This window comes from Streptomyces sp. DF42 (assembly GCF_058267695.1).
On the sequence record NZ_CM177859.1, the window covers coordinates 1,380,003 to 1,400,922 of the forward strand.

At 66.7% G+C, this 20,920-nt stretch carries 16 protein-coding genes and 5 pseudogenes; 12 read left to right on the forward strand and 9 right to left on the reverse strand.

All coding sequences use genetic code 11. The features are described from left to right. The first annotated feature begins 118 nt into the window (after window positions 1–118). From ACYUED_RS06405 to ACYUED_RS06440, 8 genes are all read left to right on the forward strand, one after another. A complete protein-coding gene (locus ACYUED_RS06405; protein ID WP_491291341.1) occupies window positions 119–1,660 on the forward strand; it encodes an HAL/PAL/TAL family ammonia-lyase in 1,542 nt (513 codons plus the stop codon). 56 nt (window positions 1,661–1,716) lie between these two features. Then, on the forward strand, window positions 1,717–2,595 hold the full coding sequence (locus ACYUED_RS06410) for a 3-methyl-L-tyrosine peroxygenase-related protein (protein WP_491291342.1): 879 nt from the start codon (window positions 1,717–1,719) through the stop codon (window positions 2,593–2,595). Window positions 2,596–2,605: 10 nt separating this feature from the next. Continuing rightward, window positions 2,606–3,286, forward strand: coding sequence for an O-methyltransferase (locus ACYUED_RS06415; protein ID WP_491291343.1), 681 nt, complete (start codon window positions 2,606–2,608; stop codon window positions 3,284–3,286). A 473-nt stretch (window positions 3,287–3,759) separates the two neighbouring features. Then, the gene (locus ACYUED_RS06420; protein ID WP_491291344.1) at window positions 3,760–4,995 is read left to right on the forward strand and encodes an acyltransferase; all 1,236 of its coding nucleotides are present in this window, start codon (window positions 3,760–3,762) and stop codon (window positions 4,993–4,995) included. 340 nt (window positions 4,996–5,335) lie between these two features. Further along, window positions 5,336–6,379 carry a ketoacyl-ACP synthase III family protein gene (locus tag ACYUED_RS06425; protein WP_491291345.1) on the forward strand — a complete coding sequence of 348 codons (1,044 nt, stop codon included), beginning with the start codon at window positions 5,336–5,338 and terminating at the stop codon, window positions 6,377–6,379. Next, window positions 6,376–7,773 carry a class I adenylate-forming enzyme family protein gene (locus tag ACYUED_RS06430; protein ID WP_491294156.1) on the forward strand — a complete coding sequence of 466 codons (1,398 nt, stop codon included), beginning with the start codon at window positions 6,376–6,378 and terminating at the stop codon, window positions 7,771–7,773. The genes ACYUED_RS06425 and ACYUED_RS06430 overlap by 4 nt, the downstream gene beginning before the upstream one ends. Further along, window positions 7,770–8,030 carry a hypothetical protein gene (locus tag ACYUED_RS06435; protein WP_491291346.1) on the forward strand — a complete coding sequence of 87 codons (261 nt, stop codon included), beginning with the start codon at window positions 7,770–7,772 and terminating at the stop codon, window positions 8,028–8,030. The genes ACYUED_RS06430 and ACYUED_RS06435 overlap by 4 nt, the downstream gene beginning before the upstream one ends. Before the next feature lie 280 nt (window positions 8,031–8,310). Further along, window positions 8,311–9,024: a histidine phosphatase family protein gene (locus tag ACYUED_RS06440; protein ID WP_491291347.1), complete on the forward strand. Its 714-nt coding sequence runs from the start codon at window positions 8,311–8,313 to the stop codon at window positions 9,022–9,024. A 57-nt stretch (window positions 9,025–9,081) separates the two neighbouring features. On the opposite strand, the gene ACYUED_RS06445 is transcribed toward ACYUED_RS06440, so the two are convergent. Continuing rightward, window positions 9,082–9,246: a hypothetical protein gene (locus ACYUED_RS06445; RefSeq protein ID WP_491291348.1), complete on the reverse strand. Its 165-nt coding sequence runs from the start codon at window positions 9,244–9,246 to the stop codon at window positions 9,082–9,084. A 111-nt stretch (window positions 9,247–9,357) separates the two neighbouring features. Here ACYUED_RS06445 and ACYUED_RS06450 point away from each other — a divergent pair, with 111 nt between their 5' ends. Continuing rightward, window positions 9,358–10,608: a glycosyltransferase gene (locus ACYUED_RS06450; protein ID WP_491291349.1), complete on the forward strand. Its 1,251-nt coding sequence runs from the start codon at window positions 9,358–9,360 to the stop codon at window positions 10,606–10,608. Between the two features lie 348 nt (window positions 10,609–10,956). Here ACYUED_RS06450 and ACYUED_RS06455 read toward each other — a convergent pair. The 3 genes and pseudogenes from ACYUED_RS06455 to ACYUED_RS06465 all read right to left on the reverse strand — a co-directional run. Then, window positions 10,957–11,682, reverse strand: a pseudogene (locus tag ACYUED_RS06455) (ISAs1 family transposase); the annotation flags it as partial. Between the two features lie 24 nt (window positions 11,683–11,706). After that, window positions 11,707–11,949, reverse strand: coding sequence for a transposase family protein (locus tag ACYUED_RS06460; protein WP_491291350.1), 243 nt, complete (start codon window positions 11,947–11,949; stop codon window positions 11,707–11,709). Between the two features lie 94 nt (window positions 11,950–12,043). Further along, entirely contained in the window at window positions 12,044–12,487 is a 444-nt protein-coding gene (locus ACYUED_RS06465) for a Mu transposase domain-containing protein (RefSeq protein ID WP_491291351.1), read from the reverse strand. 15 nt (window positions 12,488–12,502) lie between these two features. On the opposite strand from ACYUED_RS06465, the pseudogene ACYUED_RS06470 reads away from it, so the two are divergent. Further along, window positions 12,503–12,598, forward strand: a pseudogene (locus tag ACYUED_RS06470) (undecaprenyl-diphosphatase); the annotation flags it as partial. 289 nt (window positions 12,599–12,887) lie between these two features. On the opposite strand, the pseudogene ACYUED_RS06475 reads toward ACYUED_RS06470, so the two are convergent. Next, a pseudogene (locus ACYUED_RS06475) lies at window positions 12,888–13,034 on the reverse strand (IS110 family transposase); the annotation flags it as partial. A 417-nt stretch (window positions 13,035–13,451) separates the two neighbouring features. Further along, window positions 13,452–14,099: a TetR/AcrR family transcriptional regulator gene (locus tag ACYUED_RS06480; protein WP_491294157.1), complete on the reverse strand. Its 648-nt coding sequence runs from the start codon at window positions 14,097–14,099 to the stop codon at window positions 13,452–13,454. An 861-nt stretch (window positions 14,100–14,960) separates the two neighbouring features. Here ACYUED_RS06480 and ACYUED_RS06485 point away from each other — a divergent pair. Together ACYUED_RS06485 and ACYUED_RS06490 are read left to right on the forward strand one after the other, a co-directional pair. After that, window positions 14,961–16,157, forward strand: coding sequence for a GH12 family glycosyl hydrolase domain-containing protein (locus ACYUED_RS06485; protein WP_491291352.1), 1,197 nt, complete (start codon window positions 14,961–14,963; stop codon window positions 16,155–16,157). A gap of 272 nt (window positions 16,158–16,429) precedes the next feature. Then, window positions 16,430–18,355: pseudogene (locus ACYUED_RS06490) on the forward strand (glycoside hydrolase family 3 protein); the annotation flags it as partial. An 82-nt stretch (window positions 18,356–18,437) separates the two neighbouring features. Here the strand turns inward: ACYUED_RS06490 and tnpB are convergent. From tnpB to ACYUED_RS06505, 3 genes and pseudogenes are all read right to left on the reverse strand, one after another. Beyond that, window positions 18,438–19,895 carry an IS607 family element RNA-guided endonuclease TnpB gene (tnpB, locus tag ACYUED_RS06495; protein ID WP_491291353.1) on the reverse strand — a complete coding sequence of 486 codons (1,458 nt, stop codon included), beginning with the start codon at window positions 19,893–19,895 and terminating at the stop codon, window positions 18,438–18,440. After that, window positions 19,892–20,014 (reverse strand): annotated as a pseudogene (locus ACYUED_RS06500) (IS607 family transposase); the annotation flags it as partial. The pseudogene ACYUED_RS06500 and the gene tnpB, both read right to left, overlap by 4 nt. A gap of 20 nt (window positions 20,015–20,034) precedes the next feature. Then, window positions 20,035–20,475 carry a ricin-type beta-trefoil lectin domain protein gene (locus tag ACYUED_RS06505; protein WP_491291354.1) on the reverse strand — a complete coding sequence of 147 codons (441 nt, stop codon included), beginning with the start codon at window positions 20,473–20,475 and terminating at the stop codon, window positions 20,035–20,037. Window positions 20,476–20,920: the final 445 nt, after the last annotated feature.

A 20,920-nucleotide genomic window follows, 5' to 3' on the forward strand; every position in this document is an offset into this window, starting at 1 on the left:
CTTCGATCGGGCGACTGAACTTTCCTTGTCACGCATAGCCACCGCGTCCCATGGACGCCCGCACAGCAATCACAATCTTGGTCCACCTTGCAGCAGCCCGTACCAGTTGAGGAATTCCATGCTCGCCAATGTGAAAGCTTCCACGGCGCTGACCGTCCCGGGGCGGATCACTCCCCGCGCCCTGGAGCAAGCAGCCCTCCCCATGGAGGTCGTGATCAACCAGGAGGCAAGGGACGGGATCACCACCTGTCGCGCCTTCATGCTCGGCTGCATAGCCAGCGGAACACCCATCTACGGTGCAACCACTGGCTTCGGCCCCCTGATCGGGTATCCCGGGCGGGACGAGGCCGCCGATCAGTGCGAAAATGCTCTCGCCCACCTGACCGCAGGCCAGGGCCCGGACCTTGCGGTCCCGGTGGTCCGGGCCACACTGCTGGTTCGTCTTTCCTCTCTCGCTCAGGGACACTCCGGGGTATCCCCGGAAGTGGTCGACTCGCTTATCGCCGCGCTGCGCACTCCCTTTGCTCCTGCAGTGCCCACCATGGGATCTGTCGGCGCCAGCGGCGATCTCATCCCCTTGGCCTACGTCGCCCGCGCCCTGCGCGGTCAGGGCCACGCCTATCTCGGCGCGGACCGTCTACCGGCCGACGAAGCCCTGCGCCGAGCCGGCCTGCGACCGCTTCAACTGGACGGACGCGACGCCCTGGCTCTGGTCAACGGCACTTCGGTCACGGCGGCATCGGCGGGACTGGCACTGGCCAGGCTGCAACGGTCCCACCGTGTGGCCCTTGTCCTGAGCGCGCTCCTGGCCGACCTGCTGGGCTGCTCCACCGACTTCCTGTCCCCCTCCCTCCTCGAAGCGTTCGGCCACTCGGAGGCCGGGCAGGTCGGCAGCAGACTCCGCGAGCTGCTTGACGGTACAAAACCGAGTGGAGACCGGGGACTCCAGGAGCCCTACTCGATCCGCTGCCTCCCACAGCTCCTGGGCGCCGCGGGAGCGAGTCTGCGCCATGCAGCCGAGGTACTCGATTCCGATCTGAACGGTGTCAGTGACAATCCGCTGTTCTTTCCGGAACGGGGAGAAGTGGCCCACGGCGGGAACTTTTTCGGACAGCCCGCCGCGTTCACCTCTGACCTGCTCTCCTTGGTGGCGGTGCAGACCGCCAACCTGGCCGAGCGCCAACTCGATCTGCTCATCGACCCCCACCGCAGCAGCGGCCTGCCTCCGATGCTGGCCACCGACCCGGGACGCCAGCACGGCGTGCAGGGGGTCCAACTCGCCGCCACGGCCATCGTGGCGGCCATGCGCCGGACCGCGAACCCAGCCAGCATCCAGAGCCTGCCGACCAACCTCCACAACCAGGACATCGTGCCCTTCGGCACCCAGGCCGCTCTCGCCGCCCTGGACCAAGCGGAGTCGTTGCGCCTGCTGCACGGCTCCCTCGCCGTCGCCCTGCGCCAGGCCCTCCACGTCAGCACGCGCAAGCCTACTGCCCCGGCATGCGCCGCCGTCTTCGAGCAGCTCGAAGAGCTCATCGCACCCGCCGATCCCGACCGACCGCTGGACGGTGATGTACGGCGGGCGGCGGACCTCCTCGACTACATCGTCGACCGGGACCACCTACCCAGCGGCCAACCGGGAACGAAGGAACTGCCGTGACTGCTCGCGAGCCGAACATGTGCCACATCGTGCAATCACCCGCACCGCGAGGAGCGGTGCAACCTCTCTTCCTGCCTCTACCGGGCCGCCCCCTCGTACCATGCACAGGCTGCGAGCAGCCTACGGCCGCCGATATCGCCCTGGTCCGCCAAGCGCAGGAAGGCATCCTCCAGGCGCTCACCCCACCCGAGGACCAGGAGCACCGCGTCCCCTACCGCTGGTGGGTCGGCCACCAAGCGGCCTTCGTGGTCTGGCAGTTGCTGGCCGAGTCCCTCGCCGCCATGCTGCGTGCTTCGACACTCTCTCGCCACGCGGTGGCACAAGCGGCAACCATGTACGACGCCTACTCAGCCCTCCTGCTCTACACCGGAAGCTGCTCGGCCGACCGCTATGCCGTCACGCTGCGCACGGCCATGAACCGCTGCCACCCGGCTTTCAGCGGAGAATGGGCCCGAGACCACGAACAGATTCCCGAGCTGCTTCAGAAAGTCCGGACCAAATATCCCCAGGCTCTCACCGCGTCGTTGACCGAAGCCCACCGGGCCAACAACCGCGTGCACATGGCTGTCGCCAAAGCTCTCGTCCCCGGTGGGACATCGCTGCTCCAGCTCGCAGGGCGCCGCCCGGGCGGTGGGCCCTCGACCGGCGAATACAACTGCTACGACGGGTTCTTCCTCGTCGCCCGAAGAACCGTCTGCCATCGTGGCCGCAACGCCCAGCTGCTGCGCCGCCTGGCGCAGATCAGCTGTGACCTGGCCCTCCACGGGCTGCAACCGCCCAGCGTTCCGGCTCCGTGCCTGCCCGACCCGAAGGCACACACGGTGGACCGCATCTCTCGCGACGCCTCCGGCATCCTGCTTCGGCTCGCCGAGTCCATGCTTGCCCCCCCGAACCGCACTGACCGGCCTGCCACGCGCACCGTGCCCTCACGCTGAAGGACCTTCTGTGGACTATTGCAAGACCGTCGCCATGACTCCTGGCATCTACGACTACCTCCTGGGCCACACCCCTCAGCCCAGCCCCGCCCAGGCCCGCCTCATCCAGCGCACCCGAGACCTCGGCGGCCCCGCCGAAATGCAGATTCCCCCCGAACAAGGAGCGTTCCTCACCCTGCTGGCCCGGATGCTCGGTGCGCGGCACATCGTCGAGGTCGGCACCTTCACCGGCTATTCCACCCTGTGCCTGGCCGCGGGGGCCGGACCTGAAGGCCGCATCATCACCTGCGACATCTCCCAGGAATGGACAGCCATCGCCGCGGACGCCTGGCAGGAGGCAAAGGTCGCGGACCGCATCGAGACCCGTATCGGGCCCGCAGCCCAGACCCTGCGGGAACTGCCTGACCGCCCTGTCATCGACCTGGCCTTCATCGACGCCGACAAGCCCGGCTACACCACCTATTGGGAGGAACTCGTTCCCCGGATACGGCCGGGAGGCGTGCTGCTGGCAGACAACGTCCTGTACGGAGGGGAAGCCGCCGAGGAACAAGCCACCGGCAACGCCCGCGCCATCCGCGACTTCAACGACCATGTCCGCGCCGACCACCGAGTACAAGCCGTCATGCTCCCCATCGCCGACGGCCTCACCATCGCCCTCAAACACCCTGTTTCAGCCCAGGAACAGCAGTGAACACCACCCTCCTCCAGCAGAGGGGGCGTCAAGTACCTCGGCACAACCGAGGAGTACCGAGCCTTGACGGCGCCACCCTCTGGGGCGCCAGCGGCTACGACGCCGCTCGCGAAGCGCTCGCCGGCCCTCGGCTCCGCAAAGAAGCTACCGATATGGGCCCGTGGGCGGCCCATAAATTATGTGAACGTGTTTACCAAGCGGGGCAGGAGACACGTCTCCAGCTTGCGGCCTTTTGCGACGAGTAGTGTCGTTCTTGGGCCATTGAGCGCGTGTTGGCGGGAGTCGCATTACGGCGCGAGACCTTGTCGGCGAGTAAGAGGTATAGCTAAGACGTCAGTGGATCACAGGCGAAGTTGGAGAGTCAGAGAAAAATGGAAGAACGGATCCTACCACCCAATGTCGATCGACGCTCGATTCGATGCGCCACATTCGACAGGTTTTTTATCACAGCCCATGGCATGGGACCTTCGGCTGTGTTCTTCTACGACAGGAAGCTCGACGATCGCGCTTTGGCCAGCGCTCTTGAAGCGGTCCTCGGGGAGTATGATCCATTCACTGCTCGGGTGCGCGTCAAGAATGACGAGCTGCTTCTTGAGTGCGGAGAAGCCGGCGCCTTGTTTATCGTCGAACATCGCGCATGTTCGATGGTCGACGCAATGAGCAGCCTCTTCGACGGCGAAGCGCAGCAACTCACCGAGAGGCTGAATACGCGGCAGGCGCTGGCGAAAGGAAATCCCGCCCTCACCGTCAAAGTTACTCACTTCAGCGACGGCAAGACCAGTATCGGCATGTGCTGGAATCACGTGGTCGGTGATTTGCATAGCTTTATGATGCTCGTGAAGGCCTGGTCCGATCAGGTTGCTGGATCAGCGTATCAGCGTCCGCTCATAGTGGAGGATCGAGGTCGCTACGAGGAACAACAGTTGAGCAGGGCAAGCAAGGCGGGCGCCTCATTCCGTCGCCTCTCGGCAATGGAAATGATGCGCTTGAATCTCTACAGGCTGCGCGAGGCACCGGAGAAAACCGCCGTCGCGATCCTCTTCATGCCGGAAGAAATTGAGGCCATGCGCAGCGAGTTTCAGTCGGCCGGTGGTGGGCGACTTTCAGCAAACGACGTGGTCTGCGCGCACGTGCTATCACTCGTTGCCGACCAGGATCCACTGGTTCGCCCGAGGCACCTCTCCGTCATCGTCAACTACCGATCTCGTACAGGGCTGCCTGATGAGCTGGTTGGTAACTTCGTCAACAGCCTGGACGTCCGGTGCGAACCGGGCACGCCTGCGCGAACCGTTGCGCGGGACCTCCGCCATGGGCTTGATCACTTCGCGAGCGATCATTTTGACTACCACGCGAATATGCGATTCGTGCAGGAGAACGGTGGCATTCGAAAACTGCCTCGGATGCTGCCGAGAGGCTTCGATCCTCTTCGAGGCAACCTTTGCGTGAACAACTGGGGCCGCGGTGCTTACGACGTAACATTCGGCGGATCGGCCCCCGTCTTCTTCGGCACTGATGTGCTTCCGCCACTGCCCTGGATGACGACTATATTCGATGGGTTCGAGAACAAGGGTAAGCTTCTCATCGGTCGCCTGCCCCGCAATATCACCGAACGGCTCACCTCTCGAGAGGGACTCTCCCGAGTGCATCGTTACCGACCTGCAGGCCTGGAAACACCGTCACTTGCGCGTCGTTTGCCCTGGGTCCACTGATTCTTAGGAGCTGCCATGCACACGAACCGCAACCGAAGAAGTGGCTGAGCAGACTTGCGCCGAGGTTGCAGACTTGCGCCGAGGTTAATGCGAACGGGTGCAGCCTCATTGGCTGACGCCTCCTAGTTGTTCCTTCCACTCGTCGTGAATACAGATCAGCTCGATCGCCGTCTGCCACGAGTTCGCTCTACGCGGGATCGGACGCGGCCGTCCGGTATACGGCGCTACCACTGGATTTGGGCCGCTGTCCGGCTTCCGTGTCCGGGAGGACGCCCCGGATCTGCGCGAGAATTCTCTTTTCCGGTCTGACCGTGATTGCCTGTGTAGGAGGAAGCATTCTATGAAGATAGCCGGAAGGGTCGAGATCACATCGGCCGCCACTTGGATTCCCGAGGATTTCGAACTGCCCCCGGCCTACGACGGGCTGGGCGTTCTGGATTTCGGTCTGCCGCTGGTGAGCGTGAAGTCGCTACCCGTCTCCCACGAGCTCGCTGCCCCCGAGATGGCGGTCCGCGCGGCCCGTGACTGTCTGAAGCAGGCCGAGTGCGCTTCCTCCTCGCTGCACGCGCTGTACCACAGCCATCTGTACCACCAAGGTCACGACTACTGGAGCGCGGCCCACTACATCGCCCGGCAACTGGAAACGCTCCCGCACACCACGCCCGTGACCTTTCAGCAGGCCTGCAACGGCGCCGTGGCCTCCATGGAGGTCGCAGCCGCCACGCTACTGGCCGATCCTGGTGCGGGCCCGATTCTGCTGACGACTGCTGACCGCTTCATCCCTCCGGGCTGGCTTCGGTGGGCGCACCCTGGCAAGGGCATGCCGAGCGGATTCGGCGATGGCGCCACGGCCCTGCTGCTGCGTCGGCGCGGGGACACACCCACAACGCTCGCTCTGCTGTCAGTGACGCAGATCTCGGATCCGTCACTCGAGGAGATGTATCGCGGTGAACCCGACTTCACACCGGCACCCATGTGGCAGAAGACTGTCTTCTTCGGTAGCGAGACGGTAGACCAGAAGGTCCTTGTTGATGCGGCTCTCGGCAGCAAGGAGCGGGTGCGGCAGTGCCTTATGCGGGCCTTGGCCGAAGCAGAGGTCGAACCGGCCGACAGACGCATTCGTTATGTACTCCTGCCGCGCGGCGATGCGATAGCCGTCGGGGCCATGTACTGCGGCGCCTTCGACGGTATCGCACATGCCGAGGTATTGATCTTGGGTGAGCACACAGGCCATCTTGGCCCTGGGGACCCCATCGCGAATATCGCCGAACTGCGCGACCGGGGAATGCTCCAACCAGGGGAGATCGCAGTGCTCGTGGCTGGGGGCGGCGGAACAACGTGGTCGACGATCGTCGTCGAGGCCGGATCGGCGTGGCAGCGATGACGGGCGTGCGGGCCGACGTGCCGTGGTGGGGGCTGGAGTCGATTGCGGCTGCGCACCCGGACGCCGTATGGGCGCAGGGTGCCAGCGAAGTCACGTACGCCCGGCTGCGGCACGAGATCGATGCTCTACGGTCGGTGCTGCGTAACCGAGGAGTCGGTGCCAGAAGCCTGGTCGCGGTGCAGTTGCCGCCCAGTTTGACCATGCTGTGGTGGCTCTTCGCCTTGTGGTCGGAAGGTGCTCAGGTCTTGCTGTTGGACACCCGGTTGAAGCAGGCCGAAGCTCGCGCCGTGCTCGACCGGGTCCGGCCCGGTCACTGGGTGACGTCCACGGCGTCGGCTGACCCGCTCGCGGGTTTCGCAGACGAGGTCGACGCGTCGATGGAACGGCTCGGCGACGGGTTGCCGGGAGATCCGGACGTCGCGCTGGTGCAGTGCAGTTCAGGCACGACGGGACAGCCGAAGATCGTCGCGCGGACCGGTCGGTCGCTCCTGGCCGACGTGGACCGGCACACCCGCAACCCCGGGATGCCTACGCAAGGCGAACGGGTCTTTCTCCTCGGTTCACTCACCCACGCCTTCGGGCTGGCAGCCGGCGTCCTGCAGAGTCTGCGGGTCGGTGCCTCGCTCGTACTGCCCGGCCGAATGCATCCCGACGATCTGCTCAGCCGAGCCCGTCACGCGAACGTACACGCCGTCTTCGGCGTACCGGCCCACTTCGACCTGCTCGGACAGGCAGCCGGAAACGACCGCCTACCGTCCCTGCGGCTCGCGATCTCCTGCGGTGATGCCTTGCCCGTCACCGTCAAGAAGCGATTCGTCCAGCGCTACGGAGTACCGATCGGGCAGGGCTATGGGATGACCGAGGTCGGCGCGGTGGCCATGGACCTGAGCGGCGGTCTTCAGCCGCCGGCGGTCGGAAGGGTGCTGCCCGGCGTGGACGTACGCATCGCTGACGGCGAACTCTTCATCAGGGTGGAACGCAACCCCTACCTGTATGCCGATGATTCGGACCGGTACAGCGACGGCTGGCTCCGCACCTTCGACCGCGCCGAACTCGACCCTCGATCCGGTGTGCTGTCCCTACTCGGCCGCACCGACTCCGTCTGCAACATCGGGGGGCTCAAGGTCGACCTCACAGAAGTCGAGACAATCCTGCGCGGTCATCCCCAGGTGAGAGACGTGATGGCGGTATGCCGTGCCGCCGGCCCCGGGGGGATCGACCGCCCTCCCTTCCTTGAGGCGTACGTGGCTGCCTCCGGAGCCTTGACCGCTGAAGAAGTCACTTCGTGGTGCCGGGACAGACTCAGCGACTTCAAGATCCCACGCCTGTGGCACATAGGCACCGACCTTCCCCGTACCGCCTCGGGCAAGGCTGACCGAAGGGCGCAGCGATGACCACGCCAGATCTCAGCAAACGCGACATCAGAGCTCTGCTGTGGGACGTCAGTTACCTGGGCAGCTCACTGACCTCCTCCAGTGATGACCGTCTCGACGACGCCGACCTTGCCCTCGACTCGCTGACCATGGTCTGGCTCATCACTCAGCTGGAACGACGCACCGGCATACCTGTCTCGCAGCAGGTTTCCGTGTCCGTGCTCCAGTCGGTCAACGCCATCCATCAACATCTCCTCCGATGCAGCCCACCCGCATGAACCACCAAGAGGTGCTCCCGCAGGGCCGGGTTCATCATGCTCGAGCCTCCAGAGCCCAACGGGCCACCGGTTGCCAGCTCGGGCATCACCCGTCTTCGCCCGTTCAATACGTCGTCGGCGTCCATGACGACCCGTGGCGCTGTGACCGGTCGTTCCCTGCCTGCTCGTCCGCACAGCACCTGGGGTGCGCGGGCCGTACACGAAGGCTTCGCAGTGGCTGTGTCACTGGGAGCCGTGCGGGCACACGGCGTGGACGCGTGCCCGGTAAGGATCCATATCTATGAAGAGCGAGCTGGTCCTTATCCGTCACGCGCAGGCGTGGTGCAATGTCGAGGACGTGGTCGGCGGGCCTCTTGGTTGTCACGGCCTGACACCACACGGCCGAATACAGGCGGATATCCTGGCGACGCGGCTGCTGGCGTCGCATTCGAGCGGCGAGCAACGCGTGGACGCTCTGTACTCCAGTCCCCGCTTGCGGGCTATGCAGACCGCTGAACCAATCGCCGAATTTCTGGATCTACCCATCCGGGTCGCTCCCGACTTGCGTGAACAGGATCTCGGGGACGCTGACGGTCAGCCCCGCAGCGTGCTGCACTCCACGTACGAGGGCAACCCGGTACTGGAGCCCTGGCGCGAACCCGCGGCCCGTGCCGAATCCTGGTCCGCCTACGTGGAACGGGTCAGGCAGGCCCTCGATGACCTGACCCGGGAGAACGACGGGCAACGGCTCGTGATCGTCACTCATGGTGAGGCGGTCAACGCCGCTCACCATATCTTTCTCGGCCTTCCCCCACGATGGCCGGGACCGCTGCCGCTCACGATCTCCAACACCGCCATCACACGCTGGCGCAAGGAGCCGTGGGATTATCATCGGCCCTTCCTGGGCATGCGCTGGAACCTTCACGTACATAATGACGCCGCCCACCTCACCACGCCCTGGCGCGGCACCGGCTCGCGCCGTCCGCCGACGGCGGCCGCACGCGGTGGCGCGTAGGAGGTACGCATTCAGAAGCAATGGCTCTGAATTCTGATGCTGCGTAGTGTTCGCTGGTCAGGCGGGCAGGGGGATGGGTGGCATCCAGAGGTTGGCGGTGAAGGCGCGGTGGATCGCCTCTAAGGCGCTCAGGCCGTGCTTGCGGGCGGAGCCGAGGTAGGAGCGCACGGCGAGCCAGGCCGCGGCACCGTGGTCGGACTGGTGGCAGCCGGAAATTTTCACCTGGGTCTTGACCGGTCGAAGCGCGCATTCGCCGGCGCGGAGGCGCCGGATCGTCGTCTGGCGAAAGTTCCCTTCGCAACCTGGAGACGTTTAGAACAGGACGCAACAACCATGCGTGTACTTCTCATTTCTGACCACGCCGACCCACTGGCGAGGCCCGGCACCGACTTTAATGGGGGGCAGAATGTTTACGTCCGCGGACTCGCCACTTCGCTCGCAGCCGCCGGGTGCGCGGTGGACGTCGCGACCAGGTGGGAGTCGCCCGAGCTGCCGGATCGGGAACCGATCGCGGCACGGGCACGGCTGTTCCGCATCCAGGCCGGACTGCCGGCGCCGCTTCCCCGGGATCGGTTCGGCGATGTCCTGGCCGAGTTCTCGCGAGGGGTCGGCACGCTGTACAAGCAGGTCGGAGGCTATGACATCGTGCACAGCCACTATTGGTACTCCGGACAAGCGGCCCTGCGCCTCTCGGAACAGCACGGCGTACCGGTCGTGCACACCTACCATTCTCTGGGAGCCGTGCGCAGGGCCGCTCTCGCCCGCACGGGGCCGACAGCCACGTCAGCCTTGTTCGAAGCGCGGCATGACGCGGAACAACGCATCGCACAAAGAGCCGATGCCCTGGTGGTGAGTTGCCCCAGCGAGGCACACGATCTGCGGCACCTGCTCGGGGCTCCCGTGAACCGGATGCACCTTGTACCCCCAGGACTCGACGCCTCCATCATGCGGCCTATACCGCAAATCGACGCCCGCGCTGCAATTGGCGTCCCTCCCAACATTCCCGTGGTCCTGTTCCTCGGGCGGCTGGAACGACGCAAAGGGTGGGAGGAACTCCTGGGTGCGTTCTCACAGGTCCGTCGGCATCATCCGCAGGCCCGCCTGCTCATCGTCGGCGGGAACGATAAAGATGCCGTTGCTTTGGTCGAGCGGCACGGTCTTGCGGGTAGCGTCGAACTGCATGGATCCGTACCTCATGACAGGACTGCTCTGTACTACAGTGCTGCGGATGTCACCGCCGTCCCCTCGCACTACGAACCTTTCGGCCTGGTTGCGATCGAGTCCATGGCTTGTGGGACCCCTGTGGTCGCCACTCGTGTAGGCGGCCTGTCGTGGACTGTGGGGAAGGAAAGTGTCGGTGTCCTCGTGCCCGTACACGACCAAGCCGCCTTGGGCAATGCCTTGCGGACAGTGCTCCGTTTGGGACGCGATCATTTTCATCGGGCATGCCTGGATCACGTGTCTGCACATTTCACCACCGAGATGTGGATAAACGGAATTCTGGACGTATATCGCGCAGTGCGTCGGCTTGATTCCGCAGCCCCCCCTGGGCGCGCGGAAAGGAGTTCGAAGGTAGATAAGTGACCTCGCTGGTACTCCAGTCGGACTTCTAGACTTTCCGAGGCGGGCCTGTGGATGACGTTGGTCAGCCAGATGCCCGGCATTGTCACGTTGGCCGACGGGGGTGGGGTGATCTTGGGGTTGGTCTGCTGGGAGGGGATCGCTGGTGTCGTCCGTGCCCAGGGCTTGATCAAGTTCCGTTGAGGTCGGGCTTGTAGGTGATGCCCAGGATGGGGAGAGCTCGTTCGGGTTGGTCGCGGATGGCGCGGGTGGCCTTCGCGGTGTTGGTCGCGCCGAGGTTTTGAGGGCTCCGATCGCGAGGTTGCGGAGGGTGGCCATGACGCGGGGTGCGTTGCCGGCGTGGACAGTGGAGGCGTCTTCGGCGAAGGTACGGTCGCGGATGTGATGCTGGGCTTCCACGGTCCAGTGTCCGCGCAGGTGGGAGGCGAGTTCGGCCGGTTTCGCCTGGTGGGCGTCGAGGCTGGTGACCGCGTAGACGGTCTCGCGGGTCTCCTTCCTGCCGGTTTCTTTGCGGCGGCGGTGGACGCGGAGGGCGAGCTTCGCGTGGGGGAAGGCGATGCCGCCAAGGTTGTCGGCGATGGCGAGAGTCTTGATCGAGCGGGACTCGCAACGGCCGTGTCCCTTGTTCGAGGCGGTGTGCTGGATGGCCACCGCATGCCAGTCCAGTCCGTCCAGTTGGGCCCAGGCGGTGGGCTGATTGGGCTTGATCACGGCCACGTAGTGCGCTTTCTTGGTCTCGGCCAGCCAGGCGAGATTGACCTTCACGGAGTGCAGCGCGTCGAAGGTGACCACGTCTGCGTCCAGGTCGAGCGGTGCAAGCAGGGGCTGGAAGTGCCGTGTCTCGTTGGTCTTGGCCCTAACCTCATCCTGGGCGAGGGTGACCGGGCAGCCGTGGGCGACGGCTGACAGCAGGTGCCGGCGGGGCTGGTCCAGGCGGGCGGAGCCGCGCAGTGCCTTGCCGTCCACGGCGATCACCCGTCGCCTGCCCGGGGCTGCGGCGGTATGGCGGTGAGCGAGCCAGGCTCCCACGGCCGCGTCGAGTGCGTTGGTGTCGAGACGCTCGAGGACCCTCCCGATCGCCGACCTGGACGGTGCATGCCGTCAGCGCAGCAGGTGACGGCGCACGCCGAGCGTGGCGAGCAGCCCTGCGTCGGCGCGGGCTCCCCACTCGGCGAGTTCGTCGATGGTCCGGGCTCCCGAGACCGCGGCGGCCGCGCAGACCAGCAGGATCGGGGTCAGCGCGTACCAGCGGCCCCGCCGGGAGCGAGGATCGGGCACCGCCTCCAGGAAGAACCGCAGGTCAGACGTGCTGTCCGGATGGAGCGGACCCAACTTGGCCAACACGGCAGGGATCGGGGAAGATGAGACAGCGGACACGGGAACCTTCTTGATCACTTGGCTAGACACCTGAATGATCACGGATCCCGTGTCCGCCATGTCATCCACCCCAACCCGCGGCACCCTCACGCCAGTTGGGCGATCCTTCGATCAGTGCCTTGGTGCCGTCCTTGTCGCCGTGGGCCGCCCGGGCCGCGTCCCTCCAGTCGTCATGCACGGGCGTGAACTTCCCGGCGGAGCGGGCCTGTTCGAGGGCGGTGGCTCCGGGGAAGGCACCGGGCTTGCGGATCAGCGGCTCCAGGTAGTGGTCCAGGTCCAGGCGTGAGCCGGCCTTCGCGCTCAGCCGTTCGTGGCGGGCGACTTCCTGGCCCTGGTCGTAGACGATGAGGTGATTGGCGTGCAGCATTACCCTCACCGTCCGGCCGATCAGCCGGACCGGAACCGAGTAGCGGTTGGTCTGGACGGCGATCTGGCTGTAGCGGTCCACCCTCGGCGTGAAGAGCCGCCCGGTTTCAAACAGCTCGGTCGGCAGCGGCTTGAGCAACGGCTTCTCGGTGGCCCCTTCGTCTGGTACCGCGTCGCGCTGGGCATCGTCATCATCGCGTTCGTCACGACGGGCACGCTGAGCCCGCACGCGGCGGAGTCGGCGGGCTGACCGGGGCCCATCGGCCGTCAACGTCCCTCCGTGGCACGGGGGTTGACGGCTGACAGGCCTGGATCAGCCTGCCGGTCGGGCGGGTCGGCAGTGGCAGCGCTGGCTCACCGACACCGGCACTTTCACGGCTACCACCTTCGGACGGTCGAAAAGTGAGGAACCCGGCACTCCTCGTGCCCTGCCGTAGGCAACACGCGTTGGCGGCCGCGAGCAAGCTGACCACTGCCATGGACGAACACACGACAGCTGCGGAGGGCGTGGGCGGTATGCAAGAGCCTTGGAGTCTTCCCTCGAAGACGGCTCGCAGTTTCGGCTCGCTGTTGGGCAGCTGCTTGTCGAAGACCTTCTTGCCGGCCGGGGTGAGGCCGTGCCCGTGGTGGGCGCTCTTGCCGACGTCCAGGCCGAGGAAGACGCCCACGTCGTCGATGTCGTCCAACCCATCCTCCCGAACAGGGTTCGTGCGGTGCCGGCCAGGGCGTTGGCGTCGTATGCGCGCATCCACGTTATGCAGACCTGCTGCCCGCAAGGGGCCGCGCATTGCGCCAGGCCGGGCGGTAGTCGGACCTCTCGTCAGCGTCTCAACGGCGCCTCCCGGGCCCGGTGGCACCACTCCCCAGGTCATCGGTTCGACAAGGGGGAACAGCCATGCCGGGCCCGGAGGCCAGCGGCCCTCTTGCAGGACCGCGAAGAAGATAACGGGGGGCCGAACCTGCCGACCCGCAGGAACGGGACATGAACTCCCAACTTCCTGGCACCATCCACAGGGGTGGAAGGGCACGAGGGTATGACGCCGTTGTGGTTCTCTGCGCTTCGGTCCCTGCGCGTGGCCGCCCCCGTCAATCGCTCCGCTTCTTCATGCACGCGTCGCCCCCCGTTCGCCGAACAGCGCCTCGGCGGCGGACTCCCATTCCCGGACCAGGTCGACCGCCTCCGGTGCTCGCAGCCACTGAATCTGCAGGCCGTCCATCATCGCCACGATGTGCCGGGCGAGCGATTCGGGATGGTCGCTGATGTCCCTGGCCAAGGATGCGAAGGCGGCCATCGCTTGGTCTTGGCGCTTCACGAAGTAGGCGTGCGCGGGATGGCTTGGTGTCAGCGACTCGGCTTCAAGCACCGTGAAGAGCCGGACGAACTCCGGTTGTTTCGAGTTGCGCTGCATCGTCGCCGAGCACAATTGCGGCAGACCGACTCCGTGGGGGCCGCCGGCGGACCACTCGTCCGGGACCTCCTCCTCACCGACGCCGAGATGCGCGCGAAGAGATCGTGCATCCTCGGCATCTCGGTGTTCCAGCACGGCGATGAGCAAACCGGTTTTGGAACCGACATGACGCAGCACACCCGGAACGGTGAGCCCGCACCGATCGGCCACGTCCTGCATCGACAGACCCCAGAAACCGCGATCTGCGATAAGCGCGGAGGTGACGTCGATGATCTGGCGCCTTCGCTCGGCGGCCGGCAGTCGCGGCCGGTCGCGTCGGTACGAGGGCACCCCCTCAGTCATGTTCGCCAAGACCTCTCCGTCGGGTGTCGCCGTGGTTCCGGTACAGCGCTGCGGGACAGTGAGTTCCCCGAGCGATGGTCAGTGTCACACGGGAAGGCAGCCTGGCTGTCCAGGAGTTGATCCGCACCGCGGGGTCGCGGCGCGCCCGGTGTGGAGCACAAACCCTCGTCAGTCGCCGAACCGGTTCGGACATCACCCACTTTCACTCCCGGGCCGAAGGTCCGCCAGTGGCTACCAGGGCGAGTTCGTTAGTAGCTACTAGCTAGTGACTTAGCTGGGACGGCACCCTAGCCCCGCCCGGATCTATCGACAAGGGGTGCGTCCACGTCGTACGAAGGGAGGTGCGATGGCCATGACGTTCCGACAGAGGTGATGCCGGACCCGCGAGTTCATAGGGTGCCGAGGTCGGACACGTCGCCGTGCGAGGACGACGCAACGCCCGCCCCGCCCACCGCCAAAGGGACATCGACTCGAAGGCGCAGAACTTCCGGTGAGGCGTTGCCCTCGACAAGTCCCGGTGCGGTAGCTGCCCGTCCGAGACGGACCCGTCCCCGCTGGCCAGCAGCATCTGCGCTGTCTTCACAAAGTGAACAGATGCAGACCGCTTGACAGCCAATCAGCCTCGCTGGCTTCATGTGTCGCAGCGGCAACGAGCTGGGCGAGCTCGCATGCCCCGCGCTGATCCCGCCTCACGGCGGCGCTGGTTTGCCGTTTGGGCACACCCCCCTCATTTCATTTCCGGAAGGTCCCGACGTCGGCGCTCCGCAATGTGGGAGCGCTCCCAATCGACGCCTCGCTCTCCGGTCCATCCCTCACGGCCCGGGCGCCGCACAAGCCGCTCCGGCCCTCGAAAGGATCCCCATGCCCAGATCGAGCCTGAAGCTGCGCAATGGAGCTGCGGCGGTCGTCGCTGCCCTGTTCCTGGTTGCCCTCTCCCTGGCCGGCGCTGCGCCGGCGTCCGCGAACACGAGCCTCTGCGGCAAGACCGACAGCATGAAGGTCTCGGGCGGCACGTACGTCGTCCAGAACAACGAGTGGGGTGACTCGATCCCCCAGTGCATCGATGTGTCGGACGACGGCTTCAAGGTCACCACCGGCTGGCACGACGTGGGCACCAGCGGCGCGCCCGCGGCGTATCCGTCGATCTACGCCGGCTGCCACTACGGCAACTGCTCCAGTGGCAACGGTCTGCCGCTGCAGGTGTCGGCCTTCGGCAACCCGCAGTCCAGCGTCGACTTCTCGACCGCCGACGGCCAGTGGGACGCCGCGTACGACATCTGGTTCGACACCAGCTCCAACCCCTCCGGCCAGAACAACGGCGAGGAGATGATGATCTGGGCCAACCACTCCGGCTCGCCCACGCCGTTCGGCACCAAGGTCGGCACGGTGTCAATCGAGGGCGCCAACTGGGACGTGTGGTACGGCCGCCAAGGCAGCGGCATCGCCTGGAACACCGTCTCCTACGTACGCCAGCAGCCCACCAACGCGATCACGGTGAACATCAAGGACTTCACCAACGACTCGATCAGCCGCGGCTACCTGTCGCCGGCGTGGTACATGACCAGCGTGCAGTTCGGCTTCGAGCCCTGGGTCGGTGGCCCCGGCCTGGCCGTGAACTCCTTCTCCTACGACTCCAACGGCTCCGGCGGTAGCGGAGGAGGCGGCGGTACGTCCGGCACGATCGCCGGTCAGCAGAGCCGCCGCTGCCTGGACCTGAAGGACTGGGGCACGGCCGACGGCACCCCCGTCCAGCTGTGGGACTGCGGAACCGGCTGGAACCAGAGGTGGACGCGGGCCGACGGCACCCTCGTCAACCCGCAGACCGGCAAGTGCCTCGACGTGACCGCCGGTTCCACGGCCAACGGCGCCAAAGTGCAACTCTGGTCGTGCAACGGCACCGGCGCCCAGCAGTGGCAGTTCAACGCCAACGGCACCGTCACCAACCCCCGGTCCGGGAAATGCCTGGACGCCGACGGCTCCGGCAACGGCGCGCTGCTGCAGATATGGGACTGCTACGGCGGCGGCACACAGCCCAACCAGGTCTGGACACAGAAGTAGCACGGTCTCGGCGTGGCAGAGCTCGCGCCGCCTGGCCTGCGTGACCGGGCTGCCGCCTGGGCGGGGCGGCCTGTTGTGTCAGGTCACCCTCCCGGTCGCACGGCTTCAGTGAGCCCGACGGCGACGGCCGGCACCCCGCGAAGGCAACGCGGCTGCGGGGTGCCGTCCCGGACACCACTTCGGCACCACCCCCGTGGCCGTTGCCTGAGGGGCGATCGCATCCAAGGAGCATCGACGTGAGACATCAGCCTGTACGCGGCGCCCTGCCGCCAAAACTCACCATCAGCCGACGACGTACGGCGGGCGCACTGCTGGCCGCGGCCGCGCTGGTCGCCACGGCGGTCCCGGCCTCATCGGCCCTGGCCGGCACCGACACCGCCGCATCACGGCCTGCCGAGAGCCGGACCCCGCCGTACCTCAACCCGAAGCTGCCGGTACCTCGCCGCGTCTCCGACCTGCTCGGCCGCATGACGCCGGCAGAGAAGATAGGCCAGATGACCCAGGCCGAACGCGGCTCGGTCGACGCCGACCGAACGCAGATCACGGACCTCGCCCTCGGCTCGCTCCTGTCCGGCGGCGGCTCCGCCCCGACCCCCAACACCCCCGCCGCGTGGGCGGACATGATCGACGGCTACCAGGCGCACGCGCTGGCCACCCGTCTGCACATCCCGCTGCTGTACGGGATCGACTCCGTGCACGGCGACGGCAACCTCGTCGGCGCGACGATCTTCCCGCACAACATCGGCATGGGCGCCACCCGGGACCCCGGGCTGGTGCGCGAAGAGGAGCACATCACCGCCAACGAGACCCGCGCGACCGGCCCGCAGTGGGTCTTCGCCCCGTGCGTGTGCGTCGCCCGCGACGACCGCTGGGGCCGCACCTACGAGAGCTTCGGCGAGGACCCCGCACTGGTCCGGCGCATGGAGAGCGCCATCGACGGCTTCCAGGGCACCCGTAAGAAGGACCTCGCGAAACCGGACCACGTACTGGCCACCGCCAAGCACTACGCCGGTGACGGCGACACCACGTACGGCACCTCCACCACCAACGACTACACCATCGACCGCGGTGTGACGATCACCAGCCACCGGCGTTTCGACGCCGTCGACCTGGCCCCTTACGTCACCGCCGTCCACGCCCACCACGTCGGCAGCATCATGCCGTCCTACTCGTCCGTCCAGTGGACCGACGTGCCCGGCAGCGAGCCCGTCAAGATGAGCGCCAGCAAGGAACTGCTCACCGACGTCCTGAAGCAGAAGATCGGCTTCGACGGGTTCCTCATCAGTGACTGGGACGCCATCACCCAGCTCCCCGGGGACTTCGCGACCCAGGTCCGTACCTCCGTCAACGCAGGCATGGACATGTTCATGCAGCCCTACGATGCGCCCCGGTTCGAGCAGACTCTCACCGCCGAGGTCAGGGCCGGCCGCGTCCCGATGTCCCGCATCAATGACGCGGTGTCCCGCATTCTGCGCGCGAAGTTCGAACTCGGCCTGTTCGAACACCCCTACACCGACCGCACCAACATCGGCACCGTCGGCTCGCCTGCCCACCGGGCCGTGGCCCGCCGCGCTGTCGCCGAGTCGCAAGTCCTGCTGAAGAATGACCACCACGCGCTGCCGCTCAAGCCCTCCCAACGCATCTACGTCGCCGGAGCCAACGCCGACGACCTCGGCAACCAGGCCGGCGGCTGGACCGTGAGCTGGCAGGGCCAGTCCGGGAACGTCATCCCCGGTACCACCCTCCTCCAGGGAATCCAGCAGGACGCGGAGAGTGTCACCTACAGCGCCGATGCCGCCGCGCCCACCAGCGGCTACGACGTCGGCATCGTTGTCGTCGGCGAAACCCCCTACGCCGAAGGCGTCGGTGACGTCGGCGCGGGCGGCCACACCCTGAATCTCTCCGCCACCGACCGGGCGAACATTGACCGCGTCTGCTCGGCCATCACCACCTGCATCGTCCTGGACGTCGCGGGCCGCCCCCAGATCATCACCGACCAACTGCCCAAGGCAGACGCTTTCGTCATGTCCTGGCTTCCCGGCAGTGAAGGAGAAGGAGTGGCCGATGTCCTGTTCGGCAAGCGCCCCTTCACCGGGAAACTCCCCGTCACCTGGCCCCGCAGCCAGGCCCAGGAACCGATCAACATCGGCGACGCCCACTACGACCCGCTGTTCCCCTACGGATTCGGCCTGACCACCAAGCACTGAACCCACCTACCGTTGCCGAGACTGTAGTCAGGTCTCAGCATTCCGGGTATTTCGGCCCGGAAGGTCCGTCTCATCACCAGAGCGTCAGGGGCTCGGCTTGAGTACGGTCTCTCGTTTCCGTCTGCCGCTGGTGCGGCAGGGTTGCGCCACCTGCCCGCCCCGCGCTCGCCTTGCGGCGGGTGCGGGTGGCGCGGGTCTTCTGGTCGGCTCCACGAGGCTTCGACACCGCCGGGGCGGTGTCCTGGTCTCCGGCCACTCCGGTACCAGTTACTACGGCTGCCGCGAGAGCGGCGAGGTTGAGTGCGGCGTTGTCGTCCCGGTCGATGACCAGACCGCAGGCGTCGCATTCGTAGGTCCGGATGTGCAGCGGCAGTTTGGCTTTCACCGCGCCGCACCCGGAACAGGTCTTGGAGGAGGGGTACCAGCGGTCCGCGACCACGAGGCGGGTGGCGTGGCGCTGGCGGGTCTTGTAGTCGAGCTGGCGGCGGATCTCGCCGAATCCGGCGTCGGCGATCCGTCGGGCCAGGCGCCGGTTGCGGAGCATCCCGGCGACGTTGAGGTCTTCCACCACGACGGCGCCGTACTCGGCGGCCACGGCGGTGGTGAGCTTGTGCAGGGCGTCTTCGCGGAGGTTCGCCACCCGGTGATGCACCTTGTTGCGGGCGGCGTTGGCCTTCTCCCACCGCTTCGATGGCTTCTGTCCGGTGCGCCGGTCCGGTCCCTGTCTGCGGGACACGGTGCGGGAGGCGCGGCGCAGCTGCTTGCGCGCCCGGTCGTAGTGGTTCGGGCTGGGCACGGTGCGGATCTCGCCGGTGCTGTCGGCCATGACCGCGAGGGTCTTCACCCCGAGGTCGATCCCGACCGCCGTGTCCGGCCGCGCCACCCGTTCGAGGTCGCGCTTGACCTCGGTCTGGAAGGACACGGACCAGCGTCCGCGTTCGTGGCGGACGGTCGCGGACAGGATCCGGGCCGTCCCGGCCTGGACACGGCCGAGGAGCTTCACAGTGGGCTCGTGGGTGCGGATCGTGCCGAGGCGGGGCAGCGTCACATGCCGGCCGCCGGGCTCGACGCGGATCGTGCCGGTGGTGAAGCGGCAGGACAGGCGCGCCTTCCGCTTCGACTTGAAGCGGGGCATACCGACTCGCTTGCCCTTGCGCTGTCCGCGCTTGGACTTCGCGTAGTTGTCGAACGCGGCGGCGGCGCTCGCGAGGCCGGTGGAGTACGCCTCCTTGGAGTTGTCCTCCCACCAGGCGGCGAACCGCGGATCGATGTGCTTGGCGGAGTTGAACGCCTTCCGCAGCGCGGGCAGCGACCACGGCCGCCACTGCGTCAGCTGCTCCTCGGCGATCCCGTAGGACTCCTCCGCGCGGCGCTGCCACCACGACGCCTCAACCCAGGCGACCGCCCAGTTGTACGCGGCACGGGCGGCACCGCAGTGCGAGCGCAGCGCGGCCTCCTGGGCGCCCTTCGGGTCCAGCGCGAACCGGAACGCCTGCACGACGAAACCGGGCTGCGCCTGGAACTTCTTCACTCGGCGGCCTCGCCGGTCGCCACGGCCACCGCGCGGGCGGCGCGGTTCTTCGCCGCCTGCCGCCCGTACAAGCGGGCGCACATCGACGTGAGCACCTCGGTGATGTCGCGCACCAGGTCACCGGAACGGATCGGCCGGGTCAGCCGCTGCTCCACTTCTGGTTGTCCTGGCCATTGCAGTCCCACAACTGCAAGCGGGTGCCGTTACCGGTCTTCCGGTCCTTCACGTCGACGCACTTGTTCGCCTGCGGGTTGACCAGGTCATGCGCGGAGTTCAGCCGGAACTGCTGGGCGGGATTATGACTGCAGGTGGCCAGCTGGACCACCGCACCGTCGCTGGTACCGCCCCAGGCGACGTCCATGCACATCCCCAGCGCGCGCACCGTCCCGTCACTCATGAAGCGCCATCGCTGCTGCGCGAATCCGTTGCAGTCCCAGATCTGCAGCGGCGTACCATCGCCCCCGGCATCCGTGACATCGATGCAACGGCCCGAGGCATGGTTCCAGATGGACACGCCCGCGGCCGCCGAGGAGCTTTTTGAGGAACCACCGGACGACGTCGCTCCGGTGACGGCGGACAAGGTCCTGCCCCGCGTCGGCCGGGGGGGCGACATCTTCCCGGAAGCCGACGGCGTCGGCCGGGGGGGCGGTGTCTTCCCGGAAGCCGACGAGTGCGCTCCCGGGCCCCCGGCACCGTGTGATCCCGCGGAATGCCCGACCGGATGACTCGCCCCGGGACTGCCGCCATCGGTCGGCGACGCCGATTGGATGGCACCAAAGCCACTTCCGCCCCCCGGAGAACCCAGCACCGTGCCAGGCGTCGCACCGACCGGACCCGCATGAACATCCTCACCGTCCCCACCCACCAGGAACGGCACGGTCATCAACACCGCCCCCACGATGGCCGCCCCGGCCAGCAGACTCTTGTGCGGCCTCCCCGGCGGAACGGCCGGCGCGACCTCGGCCAACCCCTCAGGCGCCTCTCCCGCCTCCGCCTCCCCCACATCAACAGCCGAACCATCCGCC